Below are 20,508 nucleotides of genomic sequence, written 5' to 3' on the forward strand. Positions count from 1 at the left end.
ACCGTTTCAGTGGTACACCAGAAAGCCCAGCGCCAGCAGCGCCACCGTCGCCCAACCCAGGCGGTCGATATAGCGGTGCAGGGCCGCTTCCATGCGCGCGCCGCCCCTGGCCATCAGCGCTGCGACCAGGAAGAAACGCGCGCCGCGGCCGATCAGCGAAGCGATCGTGAACGGCAACAGGGCCATCGACAGGGCGCCGGCGGCGATGGTGAACAGCTTGTAGGGAATCGGTGAGAAGCCAGCGATGAACACCGCCCAGAAGCCCCAGCGCTCGAACCAGTCGACCGCTGTCTGATAGGCCGGCCAATAGCGGCTGCCCTGCAACCAGTGCAGGACAGCGTCGATGGCGAAGTAGCCGATGCCATAGCCGAGGAGCCCGCCGGCCACCGAGGCCAGCGTGGTCAGCAGGGCGAGACGCCACGCGCGCCGCGGCTGCGCCAGGCACATCGGCGCCAGCATCACGTCCGGCGGGATCGGGAAGAACGACGACTCGGCAAAACTCATGCCGCCCAGGTACCAGGGCGCGTGCGGATGCCGGGACCAGACCATGGCCCGGCGATAGAGCGATGAAAACAGTCTCATTGGCGGACATCGTGCGGGTCAAAAGCACGGCAGGGTCCAAGGATGGTCGCCATGACCACGCCGTCCTGCACGGCGCGCCGGCTGCCCAGCAGCGAGCTCCGGGAATAACGCCGTCGCCCCGGCGCGACGGCCGGCGCATCGCTGCGGCCAGGAGCGTCGTCGGCGATGCCGGCAAGCGCCGCCGCCGCCGCGCTGTCCGTCAGCTCCTCGGGGATTTCGGAAAACTGCTCGTCGCCAGCGGGCTCTTCCGGCGCCTGCGGTCCGAAGCGCTTGGTCAGGTACTGAAACGCCAGAATGACCAGAAACACCAGGACATAGAGCAGTTCCTCAGGGATGCTTTGCATGCACTTGCTCCTGGTTTCGCTGCGTGGCCAGCGGCGCGTTATCGGCGCCAGCGATCTCTTCGCGCATGCTCGTATCGGCTTGCAGGTTTTTCATGCGGAAATAATCCATGATGCCCAGGTTGCCCTGGCGGAAAGCCTCGGCCATGGCGCGCGGCACCTCGGCCTCGGATTCGACGACGCGCGCGCGCATCTCCTGCTCGAGCGCGACGGCGATGGCGCGGCGCTCCTCGGCCTTGGCCTGGGCGATCTGCTTGTCGGCATTGGCCTGGTCGATCTGCAACTTGGCGCCGATGTTCTCGCCAACCGTCACGTCGGAGACGTCGATGGATAGAATCTCGTACGCCGTACCCGCGTCCAGGCCCTTGGAGAGGACGTGCTTGGAGATGTGATCCGGACTCTCCAGCACGCTCTTGTGGCTCGCTGAAGAACCGATGGTGCTGACCATCCCTTCGCCGACGCGCGCGATGATCGTCTCCTCGCCGGCGCCGCCGACCAGGCGGTTGATGTTGGTGCGCACGGTGACCAGGCAAACGGCAATCAACTGGATGCCGTCCTTGGCCACGGCGGCGATTTTCGGCGTCTGGATCACCTTCGGCAGCACCGACATCTGTACCGCTTCGAGCACATTGCGTCCGGCCAGATCGATGGCTGCCGCTTGCTTGAAGGGCAGGGGAATGTTCGCCTTGTCCGCTGAAATCATGGCGTTGACCACCCGCACGACATTGCCGCCGGCCAGGAAGTGGGCCTCCAGATCGTTGATGGAAATATCCAGGCCGGCCTTCACCGCGCTGATTCTTGCCGTCACCACCGTTGCCGGCGGCACCCGGCGCAGGCGCATGGCGATCAGTGTGAAGAGGCCGACGTAGGCCCCGGATGCCCACGCGGAAATCCACAGCGGGATGGGCACCAGATAAAGCACCAGGGCCAGCCCCGCCATCACCACCATGAGAATGCCCAGTTCGCCGGTCATGCCATTCAGGATTTCGATCATTTTGGTGTCCTTTGTTGCCGATGTGCGGTATTCGCCGCACGACGATCGCCGCAGAAGCCGCGGCTACTCATTGCTGTTGGCGAACCCCAACAGCGGCAGTGCAGGGGCAGGAAGGTCGATCGCATGGCTCATGCGGCTTCGCCTGTTGCGACCGTTTTGGCTTTCGACAGGGCCAGGCTGGCGACGACCGAAATCACGATGATGCTGCCGACGATGCCGAGTGACCACTGGATCGGCATGTGGAACCACGGCGCCGCCAGCATCTTGCCGCCGATGAACAGCAGCACCAGGGCCAGTCCATACTTGAGCAGGTGGAAGCGATCGGCGACGCCGGCGAGCAGGAAATACAGCGCGCGCAGGCCCATGATGGCGAAGATGTTCGAGGTGAAGACGATGAATGGATCGGTGGTGACGGCGAATATCGCCGGGATGCTGTCTACGGCGAAGACCACGTCGCTGGCCTCGATCAGGATCAGTACGAGAAACATCGGCGTCGCCCAGACGATGCCGTTCTGGCGGACGAAGAAGGATTCGCCCTGGAAGCTCGGCGTGATGCGCAGATGCCCGCGCAGCCAGCGGAGCAGCGGGTTCTTCTCCAGGTCCGGCTGGTGGTCGGCAAAAATCAGCATCTTGATGCCGGTGATCACCAGGAAAGCTCCGAAGACATACAAGGCCCAGGCGAACTCCGATACCAGCCAGACGCCGGCCAGGATCATGCCGGCGCGCATGACAATGGCGCCGAGCACGCCATAGAGCAGCACGCGGCGTTGCAGCTCCGGCGGCACCGCGAAGTAGCCGAAGATCATCAGGAAGACGAACATGTTGTCCACCGACAGCGATTGTTCGATCAGGTAGCCGGCGATGAATTCGAGGGTCTTGCGTTGGGCCACCTCGGCGCCCTGCGTGCCGTTCAGATACCACCAGAGCAGGCCGGCAAAGAGCAGTGCCAGGCAGACCCAGGCAATCACCCAGGCCAGCGACTCCTTGACCGTCACCCGGTGCGCCTTGCGGCCACCGAAGACGAACAGGTCCAGCGCCAGCATGCCGAGCACGAAGGCAATGAAGCCGGCCCACATCGGGCCGGTGGCGAAACTGTCGATGTTGGTGCTCATGCCGGATGCTCGGTGCTAGCGCGCAGCAGCGCCATGATCTGGCCGGCGTCCAGGGTCGAGGCCTGCTGCTGGATTTGCGGCAGGTATTGCGCCTGCAGCTGTTTGGCGGGGCCGAGCAGGTTCTGGAAAGCGTCGCGCAGCATCGCCGTGTGCATCGTCCGGCCGCCGGCGTAATAGCGCTTGGCGACCATCCCGAGCGCGTAAGTGGTGGCAAAGGAAAAGGCCATGCCGACGGCGGCGCCGCCGACCTTGCCGGAGGTCTTTCCCGCCGTCTTGCCGAAGGTCTTGCCGGCGGCCTTGCCGAGCAGCCCGCCGAGCAGCTTGCGGCCGAATTGTTCAAGGTATTGCGAAGTCAGGCCGACCCCGGCGGCGGCAATGAATTCCTTGATGTGACCCTGATCTAGTTCGACCCCGTGGGCGCGGCCGATGCCATAAACCATGCGTATTTGCAGCGGGATGATGGCCATCGATGCCCAGGACTGCGGCAGCAGTTCCAGCGCACCGTTCAACAGAGCGTGCTTGAGAATCGATTGGTCGAGCTCGGCTTCGGCGACTTTCGGCTGTGCCGCCAGCGTGCTTGGCGGCGTGTTGGCGACTGCGATGCCGCTGTTCACCGGTGCGCCAGCCTCGCTCTGGTCGACGATGTCGTCGACCTCCCCCTCGATCAACGCCGCCTGAGCGCTGTCGAGCCCGAGGAGGGGCTGCAGCGTTGCCAGGAAGCGCCGCTCGGCATCGGCCAGGCGTCCGTCGGCCTCGCAGACGCACACCGCCATTTCATAGGCGAGCTGACGCTGGCCGGGATCGGTCAGCGCTGCTGCAGCGCTGGCCAGTGGCAGGCGCTTGAGCAGCACGTCCTGATATAGCCTGGCGAGGTCGGGCGCGCCGGACTGCTCGGCGAGGGCGTCGGCGATGCGGCGCACTTCCTGGCGTTCGTGGTCGTTCTTGACGCCGTCGGCGAAGGCGGCGTACAGCGCAATCGCCAGAACTGCTTTTTGTTCGTCGTGATTCATGCTTTTGTATTTCCAGTAGAGGCCTGGATTATGGCTATGGACAATATTCGAAACAATCATATATAAACACGCGTTACGATCGAAAAATACGAACATTGGAGGCGCCATGATCAACTACAAACACTTGCATTACTTCGTCAGTGTGGCCCGCTCGGGCGGCGTCATCCGCGCCGCGGAGCGCCTGCATCTGACGCCGCAGACGCTCTCCGGGCAAATCTCGCAGTTCGAAGAACGGCTGGGCGTGGCGCTGTTCCAGCGCGTCGGGCGGCGGCTGGAACTAACCGAAACGGGCAAACTGGCGCTCTCCTACGCCGAGGAAATCTTCCAGACCGGCGCCGAGCTGGAAGACATGCTGAAGAATGGCGCCGAGGAGCGCTTCATCACCTTCCGCATCGGCATCGCCGACGTGGTGCCGAAATTCATCGCCCATCGCCTGCTGACGCCGGTCTTGGGGCTGCCCACGCCAGTGCGTCTGATCTGTCAGGAGGACCGCCTGGAGCGTCTGCTGGCGGAACTGGCGATCCACCGTCTCGACATGGTGCTGGCCGATCGCCCGATGCCGCCGGGAACGGAGATCAAGGGCTACAGCCATCCTCTCGGTGAGTCGGCGCTGGCGTTCATGGCGGCGCCGGCCTTGGCGGCGCGGCTGACGGGCGGCTTCCCGGACTGCCTGGACGGCGCGCCGCTACTGCTGCCCGGGCGCGATAGCGCTCTGCACGGCGCCCTGCCGCGCTGGCTGGAACGAACCGGGAAGCGTGTGCGTATCGTCGGCGAATTCGACGACAGCGCCTTGATGAAGGCTTTCGGCGAAGCCGGCGCCGGCGTCTTCCCGACGCCAGCGGCCAGCGTGGCGGACGTGACGGCGCACTACAAGGTCGTCAAGCTCGGCGAAACGGAGGAGATTCGCGAGCGATTTTTCCTCATTTCAGCCGAGCGGCGGCTGACCCACCCCGCTGCGCGGGCGGTCAGCGAGAACGCTCGGGCCGGGGTGTTTGCTACGCTGCCCGAGGCCGGTTGAAGAGAGAGTGCGTCGCGGGATTAATGTGAAAGTTGCGTACGCGACTTACCATTCCAACAGCGTACGCCCCATCCCCGGAGTGGATGGCGGGAAGGGCTCGAGTGGCAGTGAGCACGAAGCGCGAAAGCGCAGGTCAATGGCGAACCGCCTCGGTCGTGCGACTACGACGACGATTCCCCGTCGTCGAGACCGGTAAGCTTCCTAACCCTGCGCCGAATCTCTCGCTGATCGCCGCCAAGCCCTGCCGGATCGCTCTCGGCAAGCCACAGCAGATGCTCATGGAGCACTCCGCTGGCGGCCTCGGCGTCCTCGGCCTGGAGGAGCGCGGCGAACAGATTCCACGCGGAGATCGACGTCTTCGGGTGCTCCTCGCCCAGCACCCGCCGGCGCATCGCCAGCGTCTGTTCATGGAGCTTCCGCGCCCCGGCCAGATCGCCCTGCGCCTTCAGCGCTTCGGCGAGGTTGTTCATCGAGGGGAGGGTAGTAGCCGGGTGCTCGTCGCCTAAAGCTTCGCGGCTCAACGCGAGGGCCCGCTCGATTAGGTTCGTGGCCTGCGAATACAGGGCGGGACCGTATTGAAGATAGGTCGCAATCCGATCCCACAGGCGTCTCAGGCGGGCGGGATCCAGCGGAGAGTGCCCGTGGAGCGGCGCCAGATGCACAGCGTGCGGCCAAAGTGCGGCACAGCGCGGCCAGGCGGCAGGAAGTGCAGCGTGCTCGGGCAGTGCGGCATGCAGCACGACCAGGAGCGTCTCTGCATCGCGCGCGGCATCGGTCAGCATCGCCCGCACCACCTGCTGAGTCAGTCGGTGCAGGGTAAGCGTGCTCGCAGTCGCCATTGCCGGCGTCGAGCGCCTCGATCTCGATCCGCTCGGCCAGCCCGTAGCGGCGCAATTCGGCGACGGTGCTTTGCCAGGCTAGAGGGTTGGCGGCGGCTGTGTTGAGTGCGTCCGGCAGTTGGTCGGCCGCTGCAAGCAGGAAGCGTTCAGGCAGGGGCTCTGGCGCGGCGAACGAGGCCAGGCGAAGCAGTTGTTGCGCCGCCGGTGTGAGTCTGGCGAAGGCCAGCGACAGGGTAGCCGCGACGCTGCGCTCGTAGCCGGTGCTGGCGCGGCCGGCGTCCAGCACCAGCGCGCCGGTAGCTACGCCGGCCTGCAGCCGACGGTATTCGGCGATCGCCAGGCCGGTTTCTTCCAGATAGCTGGCGGCCTGTTCGAGCGCCAGCGGCAAACCGTCGAGGTCGGCGCTGAGCGCGCGCAGGTCATCGCGGCGCCGACCAGCAAACCTCGCTTCAAGAAAGTCGGCGCCCTGTTCTTCGCTCCAGGTCGCCAGCCCCAGCGGCTCGGCCAAGCCACCCCAGGCCGGATTGCGCGAGCTCAGCAACACGTGGTGGCGATCGCCGTCGGGAAGCAGGGGTCGCAACAGCTCGGATCCTCGGCGTTGTCATAGACCAGAAGCCAGGCGGCCGGCTGGCCTGCGAGCCAGCGCTTCAGCGCGGTGCTGGCGGCTTCGCCCTCGCGCTGGGGCGCAGCCACCGCTGCGCAGCAGGCCGCAGCGTCAGCCTCCAGCAGGTCCGCGCTCTCGGCACGAAACCACCACACGCCGGCATAGCGGTCACGAAAGTCGTGGCTGTATTTCAAGGCCAGCTGCGTCTTGCCCAGCCCGCCCATGCCATAGATCGCGGCGCGCGCGACCAGCGCCACCCGCTGCCCGCCAGCCAGTGTTTCACGGAGCTGGCCGAGCTGAGCGTGCGGGTCCTGAAAGTGGGGACTGAGCACCTGATCGATCAGGCGGAACGGCTGCTCGACGCCGGCCGGCAAGCGGAAGCGCGGCGGCGGCACGCCGGGAAGCGTCTTCAGCTTGTCGAGCAGGCGCATGAACTGAAGCTGCCAGTCCGCATCCTTGCCGATGAATCGATGGACCTCGATTTCGGCCAGCGCTTGCAGCGATTCCGGCAGCAAGGCGAAGTTCGGCAGCGTTTCTCGGCCGAGTAGCAGCGGGATCAGCGCCAGTTCGCCAGCCGCGGCGCGGGCCAGGCCGATTTCCACTTCGAGCCGTACCCAGTCTTTCACGCCACCCAATTTGGCCCGCTCGGCCAGGATATTTTCCCAATCCGGCCCGATCACCACGAGCAGTACCCTGGCGCCGGCCAGCCCTTCAAGCCAACAGGCCGGGGGCAGGCGAGTACCGGTAGTGACACGCTTGACGAGGCCTTGGCGATCGACCTTGCGATGCTGAACGTCAAGGTCGGCACCAAGGTCATTGCGGGGCAGGCAGCCGCTTCGTATCATGAGCCATTCGGCGACGTGCTCTACCGCAACTGCAGCACCGACGCGGAGTTGGCAATTCAACCAACTGCGCTTACATCGCTTGCCGGCAGCGCTTCCCTTCAAGAGTTTCAGGATATGACTCGACCATGACGACAACGACCAACGCCCTTGATGCGCTGCTGTATATCCGGGATGGCAGCACCACTGCCCGCTGGAATTTTCCCGATGCCGTCGGTGGCCCGCTTGCCTCGCCAGCGGGGATTGGCCATTCGGTCAGCCTGACCTACAGCTTTCTGACGGCGACTCCTGCCTATTTTCTCGAATCCACTCTTGTGGCGTTTGACAGCACCCAGAAACAGGCCACACGTGATGTCCTGGCCTTGATCGCAGAGGTGGTAGGCGTCAAGTTCGTGGAAGTCTCAGGGGTCGGGCAGATGACATTTGCCATGTCGTCACAGGCCGCTGGGCAAGGGGGCTACGCCTATTCGCCGAGTTATTCCTACAGCTATTCAGGCGCTACGATCACGTCCGTGACCGAGCAAGGCGTCGCCGGCGATGTCTGGCTTAACCGAAATGCAGGCTGGAAAGCCGAGGATTGGCAGCCCGGCCACAATGGCCATCTAACGCTGATCCATGAGATTGGTCATGCCTTGGGATTAAAGCATTCCTTTGCATCAACGCAGAGCGGCTACACGCTGGTGTCGTCTCTGGAAGACGAGAGTCATACGGTGATGTCCTATGCAAGAGCCCCGCATTCGCGCTTGATCAGCGTCTCCGGTACCGCAATGAATTACTCCTGGCAGGAAAGCTTCCTTCGGCCAAGTACCTTGATGCCCCTGGATATCACGGCACTGCAATATCTTTACGGTGCCAATACCGCGACCAGATCTGGTAATGATGTCTATCAGTGGTCACCCAACGCCGAGTTGTTGGCAACGATATGGGATTCTGGTGGCGTCGATACCATTGATTGCTCCAATCAAACGCTGACCTGCGTCATCGACTTGCGAGCAGGCAATTACAGTTCGATCGCCTATCGTCAGACCGATGCCGAGCTTCGCCTGGGCCTCGATTTGCCCTCCTGGTTTACCCAGCCGCTGCCGTCAGATATCTACGACGGCAGCAATAATCTGGCCATCGCGCCCGGCGTTGTCATCGAGAAGGCCTTCGGCGGCATGGGCAACGACCGGATAACCGGTAATGATGCCAACAACACGCTGAATGGCGGCGGTGGAAATGACAGCATCTTTGGGGGCTTGGGCAGTGACAGCATCGACGGCGGCTCCGGCAATGACACTATCGATGGCGGCTCCGGTATCGACAGCATGGTCGGCGGCGACGGCAACGACATCTACTACGTCCGCGACGTCGGCGACATCGTCATCGAGACCAACGCCAGCGCCAGCATCGGCGGCACCGACACCGTCTACAGTTACCTCGCCAGCTACACCCTTGGCACCAACGTCGAGAATGGCCGCATCCTGGCGACGGGCGCCGCCAACCTCACCGGCAACAGTCTTAACAACGTCCTCTACGCCGGTGCCGGCAACAACGCTCTCGACGGCAGCAGCGGCACCGACACCGCCTCGTACGTTTATGCCACCGCCGCAGTGAAGGTCAGCCTCGCGGTCGCCACCGCCCAGGCGACCGGTGGCTCGGGATCGGACACGCTGGTCGCGATCGAGAACCTGACCGGTTCGACATACGCCGACACGCTGACCGGCAACGCCGGTGCCAACGTCCTCGACGGCGGTGCCGGCATCGACACCATGCTCGGTGGCGACGGCAACGACATCTACTACGTCCGCGACGTCGGCGACATCGTCATCGAGACCAACGCCAGCGCCAGCATCGGCGGCACCGACACTGTCTACAGTTACCTCGCCAGCTACACCCTCGGCGCCAACGTCGAGAATGGCCGCATCCTGGCGACGGGCGCCGCCAACCTCACCGGCAACAGTCTTAACAACGTCCTCTACGCCGGTGCCGGTAACAACGTTCTCGACGGCAGTAGCGGTACCGACACCGCCTCGTACGCTTATGCCACCGCCGCAGTGAAGGTCAGCCTCGCGGTCGCCACTGCGCAGGCGACCGGCGGCTCGGGCTCGGACACGCTGGTGGCGATCGAGAACCTGACCGGTTCGACATACGCCGATACGCTGACCGGCAACGCCGGTGCCAACGTCCTCGACGGTGGCGCAGGCATCGACACCATGCTCGGCGGCGACGGTTCCGATATCTACTACGTCCGCGACGTCGGCGACATCGTCATCGAGACCAACGCCAGCGCCAGCTCCGGCGGCAGCGACACCGTCTATAGTTACCTCGCCAGCTACACCCTCGGCGCCAACGTCGAGAATGGGCGCGTTGTCGCGACGGGAACCGCCAACCTCACCGGCAATACCCTCGCCAACGTCCTCTACGCGGGTGCCGGCAACAACGTTCTCGACGGCAGCAGCGGCACCGACACCGCCTCGTACAAATACGCCACGGCCGGGGTGACGGTCAGCCTCGCGGTCGCCGGCGCGCAGGCGACCGGCGGCTCGGCTTCCGACACGCTGACCTTGATCGAGAACCTGACTGGTTCGAAATACAACGACACCCTGACCGGCGACGCTGGTGCCAACGTGATCAATGGTGGAGCTGGCAACGACACCCTGAGCGGCGGCCTGGGTTGCGACATCATCCGCTTCGACTCGGTACTCGACGCGCTGACCAACAGCGACACGATCGTCGACTTCAACGTCCTCGACGATACGATACAACTCGAGAACGCCATTTTCACGTCGCTGACGACTCTCGGCATCCTCGCCGCCGATTTCTTCCGCTCGGGAGCAGGAGTCAGCAGCGCGGCCGATGCCAACGACTTCGTGTTGTACGACAGCACCTCCGGAGCCCTCCGCTATGATCCTGACGGTAGCGGCGTTGCCGCCGCTGTACAATTCGCCACGCTGAGCAGCGGCCTGGCGCTGAGCAATGCGGACTTCCTGGTGACTTGAGCCGGCCCAAAGCGCCTGGTGACCGAGCGGGGGGGCGCAAATCGGAGCAAAGCGGCGGAGCAAACCGCAAACCGGGACAGACGACTGTTTCTGACGTTTGCCAATGATATTGAGAACGGATCATCAAGCCGCTTGCTCAGGCAAAGTTTCCCGAGAACTTGTGAGCAATGCCTCGGGCCATGATCGCCGGGTCCGCTGCGTTGCTCGCGCCAGGCACTGACCGTTATCTGGCCTCAATGCCAGCACCCGCCGGTACCCGGAGCCAGCGCGGCGGCGGCTTGATTGCAAGCGCTGGTCAGAACCGCCTCGTGATCTTCGGCGCGCCGCGCCGGGTAGCCTCAGAGCCGAGACCCGGCCGTCGCAGCGTCGGGGTCGCGGCCACCGTCGGCCTTTCGGGGCGCTGGCTCGGCGCAGGGCTTCGGCGGCGCGCAAAGTTCGCTATAATCCGCCGCGAACCGTTCTCATCTTCGCTCGCCACCATCAGGCTCCGGGGGAGTCTCTCCGATGCGCAATGAATCACTGACGCCAGCGCCTGTTTCAGACGCTCTGCTCGGCTTCACCCCACCGACTTCGCCAGCGACTTCGCGGCACGCCGACAGGACGCTGGTCGACAAGTATGGGCGGCACGTCACCTACATCCGGCTGTCGATCACCGACCGCTGCGACTTCCGCTGCAATTACTGCATGGCCGAGGAGATGACTTTTCTGCCACGTGCGCAGGTGTTGACACTCGAGGAATGCCTGCGCGTTGCCCGTACCTTCGTCGATCTTGGCGTGACCAAGGTGCGCGTCACCGGCGGCGAACCACTCGTTCGACAGAACGTCGTCTGGCTGCTCGAACAGATCGCCGGCCTGCCTGGCCTGAAAGAGCTGGTGATCACCACCAATGGCTCGCAGCTCGATCGCTTTGCGCCGGCCCTGCGTGCCGCCGGCGTCAAGCGCATCAACGTCAGCCTCGATACGCTGCGCGCCGATCGCTTCCGGGCGATCACCCGCGTTGGCGACCTGAGCAAGGTTCTGCGCGGCCTGGACGCGGCGCGGGCGGCGGGTTTCCAGCGCGTCAAACTGAACACGGTGATGATGCGCGGCAGCAACGACGACGAACTCGTCGACCTCGTTCAATTTGCCGTCGACCGCGACATCGATATTTCCTTTATTGAAGAGATGCCGCTCGGTGAAATCGGCCACGGGCGCCAATCAACCTACCTCGGCAGCGAGGAGGCGCTGGCCAGCCTCGAGCAGCGCTTTGTCCTGCTGCCATCCACCGAAAGCAGCGGTGGGCCGGCGCGTTACTGGCGGATCCCCGGCACGGCGACGCGCGTCGGCTTCATCTCGCCGCACAGCCACAACTTCTGCGAGTCGTGCAACCGGGTACGGATCACCGCCCGCGGCGACCTCTATCCTTGCCTGGGTAACAACGACGCCGTGCCCCTGCTGCCGTTGCTGCGTGCGCATCCGACCGACGACGCGCCGCTGCGGGCGGCGATCGTCCATGGCATGGGCATCAAGGCCAAGGGCCACGATTTCAGCCGCCAGATGGACGCCCCGCAGGTCGTCCGCTTCATGTCGATGACCGGCGGCTGATTGGCCGCCGCGGCGCCAGCCGATCGGCTCCGCCTGCCGCCCGCGAGCAGCTGGTCCAGTACCAGCCGGGCTCCGTCAACAGACCGATCAACCCACCAACAAGGTGACTCGCCATGAGCCTTACCTCCCGCTTCAGTTGCCTCAGTGACCACGACCCCAACACCCTTTCGGTCGATCAGGCGCGTGCCTTCATCCGCAGCCAACTGACGCCGCTGGCGATGCACGAGCGTCTGGCGCTGCGCAGCGCGCTGGGCCGCGTCCTGGCCCGCGACGTGATCGCGCCGTTCAACGTCCCGGCGCACGATAACTCGGCGATGGACGGCTACGCGCTGCGCCACGCCGAACTCTCGAGCAGCGCTGAAACGCATTTGCGAATCGTTGGCACGGCGCTCGCCGGCAAGGTGTTTACCGGCACCGTCGGCGCCGGTGAGTGCGTGCGCATCATGACCGGCGCGCTACTGCCGGCGGGCTCCGACACGGTCGTCATCCAGGAGAGCGTCGAGACAGACGGTGAGGACATCGTCGTTCCGGTGGGGCAGCGAGCGGGCCAGAACATTCGGCTCGCTGGTGAAGATCTGGCCGCCGGCCAGCCGGCGCTCGCCGCCGGGCGGCTGATCCGCCCGGCCGAACTGGGGCTGCTGGCTTCGCTGGGCTGTGCCGAAGTCAGCGTCTACCGTCGGCTACGCGTCGCCTTCTTTTCGACCGGTGACGAATTGTGCTCGATCGGCACGCCCCTGGTCGATGGCCAGGTCTACGACAGCAATCGCTACACGATCTTTGGCATGCTCAGCCGTCTCGGCTGCGAAGTCCTTGACATGGGCGTCGTCGGCGACGATCCGGTGACGCTCGAAGCGGCGTTTCGCGACGCCGCGGCGGCCGCCGACGTGGTGATCACCAGCGGCGGCGTATCGGTCGGCGAGGCCGATTTCGTGAAGCGACTGATGGCGCAGCTCGGCGAAGTTCTGTTCTGGAAAATTGCCATGAAGCCCGGTCGCCCGATGGCCTTCGGTCGCCTCGATGGTGGCCCGCAGTCGGCCTGGCTTTTCGGCCTGCCGGGCAATCCGGTGGCGGTGATGGCGACTTTCTACGAGTTCGTTCGCGACGCGCTGTACGTCCTGATGGGTGCCGACCCCGTTCCTGTCGTGCCGCTGCTGCCGGCACGTTGTGCCGCGGCCATCAGGAAGGCGCCGGGGCGTACTGAATTCCAGCGTGGCGTTCTCGGTGTGGTAGATGGGCAGTGGAGCGTTCGTCCGGCCGGCGCCCAGGGTTCGGGCATCCTGCGTTCGATGTCCGACGCCAACTGTTTCATCGTCCTCGAACACGATCGCGGCCCGGTCGCCGTTGGCGATCAGGTCCAGGTGCAGCTGTTTGAGGGACTGGCCTGAGGCGGCAAGCGCCAGCTCGTGCCGTCGGCGAGTGCCCTGAGTGCGCCGCTACACGTTCAGCCGGTCGGCGTAACCCGTCATTTCCAGGTAGCCGCGGCCGCGCACGCTGCCTTCGACGTGCACCAGGCCTTCCCAATAGACGATCGTCGCCGGTTGGTGGGTCGATAGCTCCTGGTCGTCGAGCACCGGGCGCGTGCGTAGCGTCAGCTCGCCGACGCGGATCTCGATCTCGACCGGGTAGCGGCCGCCGCTGCGCGGCGACGACCAGTCCCGCCGCGGCGTGAAGCTGACCTGGTCGGTCGCGAACTGCCGCAAGCGGCCGCCGGCGTCGCGCCAGGCGGCGTGCGCGAAAAGCGTTTGGCGCTGCGCGTCGCGCATGCGGAAAGCCATCAGCGCGCCGCCGTCGTCGAGGTTGATGCCGACCCAGTCCCAGCCGACGGCGCCCGCACCGAGAATCGCCGTCGACCATTCGTGATCGAACCAGGCGCGACCGCTGGCGTTCTGCCGCTTGCCGTCGAGTACCAGCACGCCATCGACGCGCAGCTGCGGCCAGCTGACGTAATAGCTCGCCAGTTCCGGCGCGTCTCCCTTGCGCGAATAGCCGCCGTCGCCCTGTAGCAGCGGCGCTTGTGAAGGCGTCAGCGTGAAGTCGTACGAAAATTGCGGGCTCTGCATCTGCAGCTTAAAGACTTCGCCGCTGCGGCGCTCTGCGCGGGCGATCCGCCAGGCGCCGATATGGACGTCGCAGTCGACTTCGGAAAAGCCGGCGCCGAGATTGGCGCGCGCGGCGCGTTCGCTGTGCCGCAGGCGGTCGCCGGGAAGCGTCAGCGCCGCGTGCGCAAAGAGGATCTGGCGCGCGGCAATCGGCGACTGCAGCGCTTCGGCGACGCCGGGTCGGCTGCGGAAGAAGGTCAGCTGAAAACCGCTGTCGGCGATCGGCGAGTCGAGCGCGCCGGTGACGTACCACCATTCGGTGCGGAAATCGGCGTGCGCGCCGTGGTCGCGCGGGAAGGCGAGGGCGACGCCGCGGCGCACCGGCGGATAGACGATCAGCGCGCTGTTGGCGGCGTCGGCAGCTGCCGATTCGGGCATCACCGTCGCCGCGGCGCGCGCCAGCGCTGGCAGCACGAAGGGCGTGGCGAGGAAGTGGCGGCGGCGCATGGTGATCGTTCGCGGGGCGGCTACTGGGCGCTGGCCAGGACTTGCGCCACCGGCAGTCGGGTGGCCTGGCGCGCCGCGTAGCGACTGGCGAGAACCGCCGCCACCAGGGTCATCGCCGCGCCGGCGATGACCGTCGGCCAGGGGATGTCCAGTGGCATTCGCCAGTGGAAAGCTTGCGGATTGACGACGTAGGTGAGGATCGCACCGATCGCGACGCCGCAAGCGAGGCCCAGCAGCAGGCCGATGCTGGCGATCAGTGCGCCTTCGAGCATCACCGCGCGGCTCAGCATCTGCCGGTCGAAGCCAAGCGCGCCGAGGGTCGCCAACTCGCGGGCGCGCAGCCAGACGCTGGCCGCCAGCGTCACCGCCAGGCCGAACAGCCCGATCAGCATGGCGGCGGCTTCAAGTGCGTAAGTCACGGCGAAGCTCTTGTCGAAGATCGATAGGCTCAAACGCCGGATCTCGGCGCTGTCGACGAGTTCGAGTCCGTATTTGCCGGTGTAGGGCGCCAGCCAGGCGCTGGCGGCTGCCTCTCTTCCCGGGAGAGGCCACAAGGCGAGGTCGGTCGGCTGGAAATCGCCGCCGAGGCGCAGGTAATCGTCGCGGCTGATGACCACCGCGCCGAACTGCCTGGCGTAGTCGCGCCAGACGCCGCCGACGAAGACCTCGACCTGACGTCCGAGCAAGGGCAGGCGCAGCCTTTGCCCGGCGATAAAGCCGTAGATTTCGTGCAGCGGTTCGCTGATCCAGACCACCGGCAGGTCGGCTGGCGGCGCGATCAGCGGGCCGGTGAAGGGTAGCCGCGCCGCTGGTCTGTCGCGATCGAGTTCGCGTATCAGCAGCGTCACCTTGGGCCGCTGCGGGTCGATCGTCAGCGACGCGCTGGCCAGCCCCTCGACGCTGGCGAACGGTGCGTCGGGTTGGCTGAGCGCGTCGAGCAAGTCTTGCGGTAGCGGCGTCGCCTTGCTGCGCAGGTACAGTGGCGCTGGCAGGACGTGCTCCAGCCAGTGGTCGACGGCGACGCGAAAGCTCGAGACCATGATCACCATGCTGGCGGTCAGCGCGAAGCTGACGATCAGTCCGCTGGCCGCGACCTGCGCCATCAACGGCGCCTGCGCGACGTTCTGCAACGCGATCCGTTGCGTCGCCGGCAGCGGCAAGCCGCTGAACCAACTGAAAAGAACTTGCGTCAGCAGGGGTGCGCTGGTGATGCCGACGCCGAGGGTCAGGGCAATCGACGCATAAGCGGCGAGCGGCAATTCGAACAGCGCCGGCAGTTGCGCCAGCGCCAACGCCGCCACCGCCAGCAGCAGCGGCAGCAACAGTTTGCTGCGTGCGGCGTCGCCGGCCGCGGCACGCTGCGCAAAGCCGGTTTTCAGCGCCTGCGCCAGCGGCTGCCTGCCATTCAGGAAGGCCGGGTAGGCGGCGCCGGCGACGCTCGCCAGGCCGCCCAGTGCCAAAAAAATCAGCGCCGGTGCGAGTGCCGGAACGAGCAGTGGAGCGCTGGCTGCGAAGTAGCCGCCGCCGAGGTCGCCACCGAGCAGGCGAGTGAACACGACGGCCAGCGCGTAGCCGAGCGCCAGCCCGAGCAGCGAGCCGGGAACGCCGATCGCCAGCCCCTCGAACAAGACCTGCAGCAGACGCATGCGCGGCGACAGACCAAGGACGCCGAGCACGGCGAACTGCGTCGAGCGTTGCGCAACCGCCGTCAGTTGCGTGGCGAAGACCAGGAAAGCGCCGGTCAGTAAGGCCACCAGCGCCAGGACGTTGAGGTTGACGCGATAGGCGCGCGACAGATTCGAGACGCGCGCACGGTCGTCGTCGGCGGCGCGGATCAGCAGGCCCGCCGGCAGTCGCTGCGCCAGCGCCGTCCGCCAGCTTGCCGGGTCGGTGTCGGGTGCCAGGCGTACGCGACCCTCGCTGACCGCGCCGGCGGGGCCGAAGTACTCCTGCACCCAGGCGATGTCGGCGACCAGCAGCAGCTCGTCGGGGCGTGCCGCCGGCAGGTCACCGGCAATCGTCGTGCGCCACTGCTGCTCTCCGCGAACCAGGGTGAGCGCCGCGCCCGGCTGCAGTCCGAGTTTGTCGAGCAGCGCCGGTGACGCGTAGACGCCGCCGGCGAAGATGTTGGCCGCTAGCGCGCGTTGGTCGTGCCGTGGTAGCAGTTGCGGCATCACGGCCGCGGCGCTGAAGACGTCGAGACCGATCAGCGAGACCGCTGTCGGCGACTGGTCGATGCGCACGCGCGTTTCGATGACCGGTGCGACGAGCAGCACCGCCGGGTCGCTGGCCAGCGCGTTGATGCTCGCCAGCGGCACGCTGCCGGCGCTGTCGCGCGCGGCGAGCACGGCGTCGGGGTCGCCCTGGACGCTCGTCATCGCCCGCGCAAAGTCGGCCAGCGCGGCGTCGTTGATCAGATGGATGGCGTAGCCGAGCGCGACGCCGAGCGCGATCGCCAGCATCGACAGCAGCGTCGCCGCGCGCCGCGTCCGGAACTGCGCGCCGATCAGCCACCAGGCGAGCGTTGCCAGGGCGCGTGTCGAGCTCACGCCAGGCCATCCGGAGTCAGCGTCAGAATCCGGTCGCAGCAGCGCGCGACTTGCTGCGAGTGGGTGACCAGCAGGGCGCTGGCGCGCTGTTCGCGGACGCGTTCGAGGAGCAGCGCGAGAACCTCGTTGGCGGTGCGTGGATCGAGGTTGCCGGTCGGCTCGTCGGCGAGAATCAGCGCCGGCTGGTGCACCAGCGCGCGCGCGATCGCCACGCGCTGCAGTTCGCCACCCGACAGTGAAGCCGGCCAGCGCGATGCGAAGCCCGCCATGCCGACGCGCTCGAGCAGCGCCTGCGTACGTGCGCCGTGCGTGCTCGCCGGCGCGCCGCAGAGCAGCAGCGGTACGGCGATGTTCTGCGCGACGGTCAGCGTCGGCAGGATATGAAAGGCCTGGAAAACGAAACCGATGTGGCGTGCGCGTAGCGCCGCGCGGGCGCTTTCGTCGAGGCGGACGATGTCGATCGCCTGCGGGCCGATGCAGATCGAGCCGCTGTCGGCGGTTTCCAGCCCGGCGATGCAGTTCAGCAGCGTGCTCTTGCCGACGCCCGATTCACCGACCAGGGCGACGATCTCGCCGGCAGCGACGGCAAAAGCGAGGCCGCTGAAGAGCGGCCGGCTGGCCAGAGCGTGCCGCTTGGCGAGGTCGGCGAGCACCAGCATCGCGCCGCCGCTGGCGGCGTCGGCCGTGCTCATGGTCGTGCCGGCAGGTACGACCAATTGATCTTGCGGCGCGGCAGCAGGTAGTCGAGTTCTTCGGCCGGACGCTCCTGCAGCCGCAAGGGCCGCTCGACGGTGAGCGCGCTGTCGCTCGCCAGGTCGATGATGATCGACTGGCGGCGCGGTACCTCGGGCGCGTAAATCATCACTTTCGGGCTGAGCGGCTTGCCGGCCGGCGCCGAGCCGACGACCGCGCCGACCCGGCCGTCGCTGAGCTCGACAATCGAGCCTGGCGGATAGACGCCCATCGCGCGCACGAAGAGTTGCAGCAAGGAGCTGTCGAAGGCTTTCTGTTCGCGCGTCCACATCGTCGACAAGACCTCGGAGGGAGAACGCGCGCGGCGCTGGTCGAGCGGATTGACGAGATTGTCGAAGCGGTTGGCAATGGCCACCATGCGTGCCGCCAGGGGTATCGCGTTGCCACTCTGGCGGTCCGGGAAGCCGCTGCCGTCGAAGCGCTCGTGATGGCGCAGGATGGCGTCGAGCATCGGTTGCGACAGGCTGCCGGCGCGCGACGCGAGGTCGAAGCCCTGGCGGCAGTGCGTCTGATAGAGCGCCTCTTCGTGGCGGTTGCGCTCCTCGCTGCGCAGGACCGCCGGACTGATCGCCAGCTTGCCGATGTCGTGCAGCAGCGCGCCGATGCCGAGCGCCCGCAGCGCCGCTTCCGGCAGCTTGGCCTGCTTGCCGAGCAGCAGCGCCAGCGTCATGACCGACAGCGAGTGCGCAGCGTGGCCGTCGTCGTGCGCTTTTTCGGCAATCAGCACGATGGCGCTGTCGGGGTCGGCGAGCAGCGCCGCGGTCGACTCCTCGCTGACCTGGGCGACTTGCCTGATCGACTCGCGCGGGTTGCGGGTGAAGCCGCTGAGCGCCGCACCGACCGCCCGCGCGGCGCCCAGGTAATGTTGCTGCGCCTTGTCGAGCCGCCCCCTGAGTTCGCTCATCACGCGTGCGCGCTGGTGCTTCTCGGCCATGCGCGCGGCGGCCAGGGCGGCCAGCCGCTCGTTCTCGGCGGCACGCTGCGCCTCGTTTTCGGCGCCGCGTGTGTCGTCGGCGGGCGCGTTGCCCGGCGGTGCCAGCGGCACCGTACAGCGACTGGGGTCGGAGAACAGCTGCGGCAGTTGCATCGCCGCGATCTGTCGCACCTGTTCTTCATCCGCAATGACGAAGGAGTTGAACATGAACTGGTGCTCGATCCACGCCACCGGTAGCCTGACGTGCATTCCCGGACGCAGTTGCGATACGTCGATGGAGATTTCACCTGCGTGCGGGGTGACCGCGTCGGGGGCTGGCGGCATGTCCTGTTCTTTCGTGCGAAACAAGCGCGCGGGCGCGCGCGGCAGCCGCCACTATAGGGCAGTCTGGCCGGCAATCGCTAGCCGCGTCGTGCTCTACGGCGGCAAGCGCGCGGCGGCGCCTGCTCTTTCCGGCTGGCGGCCAGCGGTGCTGGCGCTTACTGGTTAGCGCGCAGGCTGCTCAGCAGCTTCTGCCCGGGACGACCATCGGCTTTCATCCCCAGGCGTTGCTGCTCGACCTGGATCGCCTCGCGCGATTTCGCGCCAATCATCCCGTCGACTTCGCCGATCGGGTGTCCGCGCGCCGCGAGCAGCGTCTGCAGTTCGCGGCGCTCAAGGCGCGAAAGACCCGCGTCGTCGGTTGGCCACGGCGTCACGAAGGGCGTCCCGCCCTTGATCCGGTCGGCGAGGTGCGCGATCGCCAGCGCATAGCTTTCGGCGGCGTTGTAGCCGTAGATCACGTCGAAGTTTCGGAAAACCAGAAAGGCCGAGCCTTGCGGACCAGCCGGCAGGAGCAGGCCGGCGGCGGCATCCGACGCGACGATCGGCTGGCCGTCGGCGCGGCGCACGCCGCGGCCCGTCCAGTACGAAAGCGGCCGCTTGTCGCGGCGTCCGGAAACGCTGGCGTCGAAGCCGGCCGGCAGGATCACCTCGTAGCCCCAGGGTTGGCCTTCGCGCCAGCCGCCCTTGTGCAGGAAGTTGGCGGTCGATGCCAGCGCGTCGGGGACGCTGCCCATCAGGTCGCGCTTGCCGTCGCCATCGCCGTCGACGGCCAGCCGCAGAAAGGTCGACGGCATGAACTGCGTATGGCCGAAGGCACCGGCCCACGATCCGAGCAGCTTCTCCGGCGCGATGTCGCCGGAATCGAGGATCTTCAGCGTACTCACGAACTCGCCGCTGAAATACGATTGCCGGCGGCCGAAGCAGGACAGCGTACCGAGCGAGGTGAGCAGCGGCCGTTTGCCGAAGTTGCGCCCGTAGTTGCTTTCGACACCCCACACGGCAATGATCGTCGCCGGGTCGACCTGATAGCGCTCGCTGGCCAGCGCCAGCGTATCGGCCCACTTGGCGCGCATCGCGATGCCGTCGGTGACGCGCTCGGCGTCCACCAGGCTGGCCAGATAGTCCCAGATCGGCGACTGGAATTCGGGCTGGTAGTCGAGGAATTCGAGCACACTCAGGTCGGGTGTCAGGCCGCTGGTCAGGCGATCGAAGGACGTCGTCGAAACGCCTTTCGCCGCCGCCACCGAGCGCAGTGTCTTCAGGCACGCAGCGAAACGCTCGTTCGGCGCCGCATCCTCGGCGGCTACGGCGCTGTTCATCAGCGGCAGAGCAAGTGGCAGAGCAAGCGAAAGGCAGAGGAGGAGGGGCGGGCAGGTGGATTTCATGGGTCGGCGAGTCGTCGGTGGAGGCTTGGGAAGATGCCGGGGCGCTCAGGCTCCGGCATCACGGGTTGCGCAGCCCTGGCTGGCGAGGCGGCCGTGCGGGCCACGGTGAT

At 66.4% G+C, this 20,508-nt stretch carries 18 protein-coding genes; 6 read left to right on the forward strand and 12 right to left on the reverse strand.

What is annotated here, in order from left to right; genetic code table 11:
- Nucleotides 1-6: 6 nt before the first annotated feature.
- The 5 genes from QZ656_RS18310 to QZ656_RS18330 all read right to left on the reverse strand — a co-directional run bounded on the left by QZ656_RS18310 (nt 7) and on the right by QZ656_RS18330 (nt 4,039).
- Entirely contained in the window at nt 7-582 is a 576-nt protein-coding gene (locus QZ656_RS18310) for a YqaA family protein (RefSeq protein WP_291994729.1), read from the reverse strand.
- Entirely contained in the window at nt 579-926 is a 348-nt protein-coding gene (locus QZ656_RS18315) for a hypothetical protein (RefSeq protein WP_291994730.1), read from the reverse strand. Before QZ656_RS18315 ends, QZ656_RS18310 begins: the two co-directional genes overlap by 4 nt.
- Nucleotides 910-1,896 carry a flotillin-like protein FloA gene (floA, locus tag QZ656_RS18320; RefSeq protein WP_291994731.1) on the reverse strand — a complete coding sequence of 329 codons (987 nt, stop codon included), beginning with the start codon at nt 1,894-1,896 and terminating at the stop codon, nt 910-912. Before floA ends, QZ656_RS18315 begins: the two co-directional genes overlap by 17 nt.
- Before the next feature lie 149 nt (nt 1,897-2,045).
- On the reverse strand, nt 2,046-3,029 hold the full coding sequence (locus QZ656_RS18325) for a TerC family protein (protein ID WP_291994732.1): 984 nt from the start codon (nt 3,027-3,029) through the stop codon (nt 2,046-2,048).
- On the reverse strand, nt 3,026-4,039 hold the full coding sequence (locus QZ656_RS18330) for a DUF533 domain-containing protein (RefSeq protein ID WP_291994733.1): 1,014 nt from the start codon (nt 4,037-4,039) through the stop codon (nt 3,026-3,028). The genes QZ656_RS18325 and QZ656_RS18330 overlap by 4 nt, the downstream gene beginning before the upstream one ends.
- Nucleotides 4,040-4,145: 106 nt before the next feature.
- Here QZ656_RS18330 and nhaR point away from each other — a divergent pair, with 106 nt between their 5' ends.
- Nucleotides 4,146-5,057 (forward strand): transcriptional activator NhaR, encoded by a 912-nt coding sequence (gene nhaR / locus QZ656_RS18335; protein ID WP_291994734.1) that lies wholly within the window; start codon nt 4,146-4,148, stop codon nt 5,055-5,057.
- A gap of 161 nt (nt 5,058-5,218) precedes the next feature.
- On the opposite strand, the gene QZ656_RS18340 is transcribed toward nhaR, so the two are convergent.
- On the reverse strand, nt 5,219-5,839 hold the full coding sequence (locus tag QZ656_RS18340; protein WP_291994735.1) for a tetratricopeptide repeat protein: 621 nt from the start codon (nt 5,837-5,839) through the stop codon (nt 5,219-5,221).
- Nucleotides 5,840-6,086: 247 nt separating this feature from the next.
- Here QZ656_RS18340 and QZ656_RS18345 point away from each other — a divergent pair, with 247 nt between their 5' ends.
- A complete protein-coding gene (locus QZ656_RS18345; RefSeq protein WP_291994736.1) occupies nt 6,087-6,503 on the forward strand; it encodes a hypothetical protein in 417 nt (138 codons plus the stop codon).
- Here the strand turns inward: QZ656_RS18345 and QZ656_RS18350 are convergent.
- Complete coding sequence (locus tag QZ656_RS18350; RefSeq protein ID WP_291994737.1) at nt 6,431-7,183, reverse strand: hypothetical protein; 753 nt, start codon at nt 7,181-7,183, stop codon at nt 6,431-6,433. The genes QZ656_RS18345 and QZ656_RS18350 overlap by 73 nt on opposite strands.
- 84 nt (nt 7,184-7,267) lie before the next feature.
- On the opposite strand from QZ656_RS18350, the gene QZ656_RS18355 reads away from it, so the two are divergent.
- From QZ656_RS18355 to glp, 4 genes are all read left to right on the forward strand, one after another.
- Nucleotides 7,268-7,474: a hypothetical protein gene (locus QZ656_RS18355; protein WP_291994738.1), complete on the forward strand. Its 207-nt coding sequence runs from the start codon at nt 7,268-7,270 to the stop codon at nt 7,472-7,474.
- Entirely contained in the window at nt 7,471-10,323 is a 2,853-nt protein-coding gene (locus QZ656_RS18360) for a matrixin family metalloprotease (protein WP_291994739.1), read from the forward strand. Before QZ656_RS18355 ends, QZ656_RS18360 begins: the two co-directional genes overlap by 4 nt.
- Before the next feature lie 504 nt (nt 10,324-10,827).
- Nucleotides 10,828-11,907, forward strand: a complete 1,080-nt coding sequence (gene moaA / locus QZ656_RS18365) for a GTP 3',8-cyclase MoaA (RefSeq protein ID WP_291994740.1) — start codon at nt 10,828-10,830, stop codon at nt 11,905-11,907.
- A 113-nt stretch (nt 11,908-12,020) separates the two neighbouring features.
- Entirely contained in the window at nt 12,021-13,292 is a 1,272-nt protein-coding gene (glp, locus tag QZ656_RS18370; RefSeq protein ID WP_291994741.1) for a gephyrin-like molybdotransferase Glp, read from the forward strand.
- A gap of 48 nt (nt 13,293-13,340) precedes the next feature.
- On the opposite strand, the gene QZ656_RS18375 is transcribed toward glp, so the two are convergent.
- The 5 genes from QZ656_RS18375 to QZ656_RS18395 form a co-directional block, all read right to left on the reverse strand.
- Nucleotides 13,341-14,453 carry a lipocalin-like domain-containing protein gene (locus tag QZ656_RS18375; protein ID WP_291994742.1) on the reverse strand — a complete coding sequence of 371 codons (1,113 nt, stop codon included), beginning with the start codon at nt 14,451-14,453 and terminating at the stop codon, nt 13,341-13,343.
- A 20-nt stretch (nt 14,454-14,473) separates the two neighbouring features.
- Nucleotides 14,474-17,002, reverse strand: a complete 2,529-nt coding sequence (locus tag QZ656_RS18380) for an ABC transporter permease (RefSeq protein WP_291994743.1) — start codon at nt 17,000-17,002, stop codon at nt 14,474-14,476.
- The gene (locus tag QZ656_RS18385; RefSeq protein ID WP_291994744.1) at nt 16,999-17,694 is read right to left on the reverse strand and encodes an ABC transporter ATP-binding protein; all 696 of its coding nucleotides are present in this window, start codon (nt 17,692-17,694) and stop codon (nt 16,999-17,001) included. Before QZ656_RS18385 ends, QZ656_RS18380 begins: the two co-directional genes overlap by 4 nt.
- The gene (locus QZ656_RS18390) at nt 17,691-19,013 is read right to left on the reverse strand and encodes an HD domain-containing phosphohydrolase (RefSeq protein WP_291994745.1); all 1,323 of its coding nucleotides are present in this window, start codon (nt 19,011-19,013) and stop codon (nt 17,691-17,693) included. Before QZ656_RS18390 ends, QZ656_RS18385 begins: the two co-directional genes overlap by 4 nt.
- 155 nt (nt 19,014-19,168) lie before the next feature.
- Nucleotides 19,169-20,398 (reverse strand): lytic murein transglycosylase, encoded by a 1,230-nt coding sequence (locus QZ656_RS18395; protein ID WP_291994746.1) that lies wholly within the window; start codon nt 20,396-20,398, stop codon nt 19,169-19,171.
- Nucleotides 20,399-20,508: the final 110 nt, after the last annotated feature.

Origin of the sequence: Candidatus Accumulibacter sp. ACC003 (genome assembly GCF_907163085.1) — a bacterium.
Lineage (GTDB): Bacteria > Pseudomonadota > Gammaproteobacteria > Burkholderiales > Rhodocyclaceae > Accumulibacter.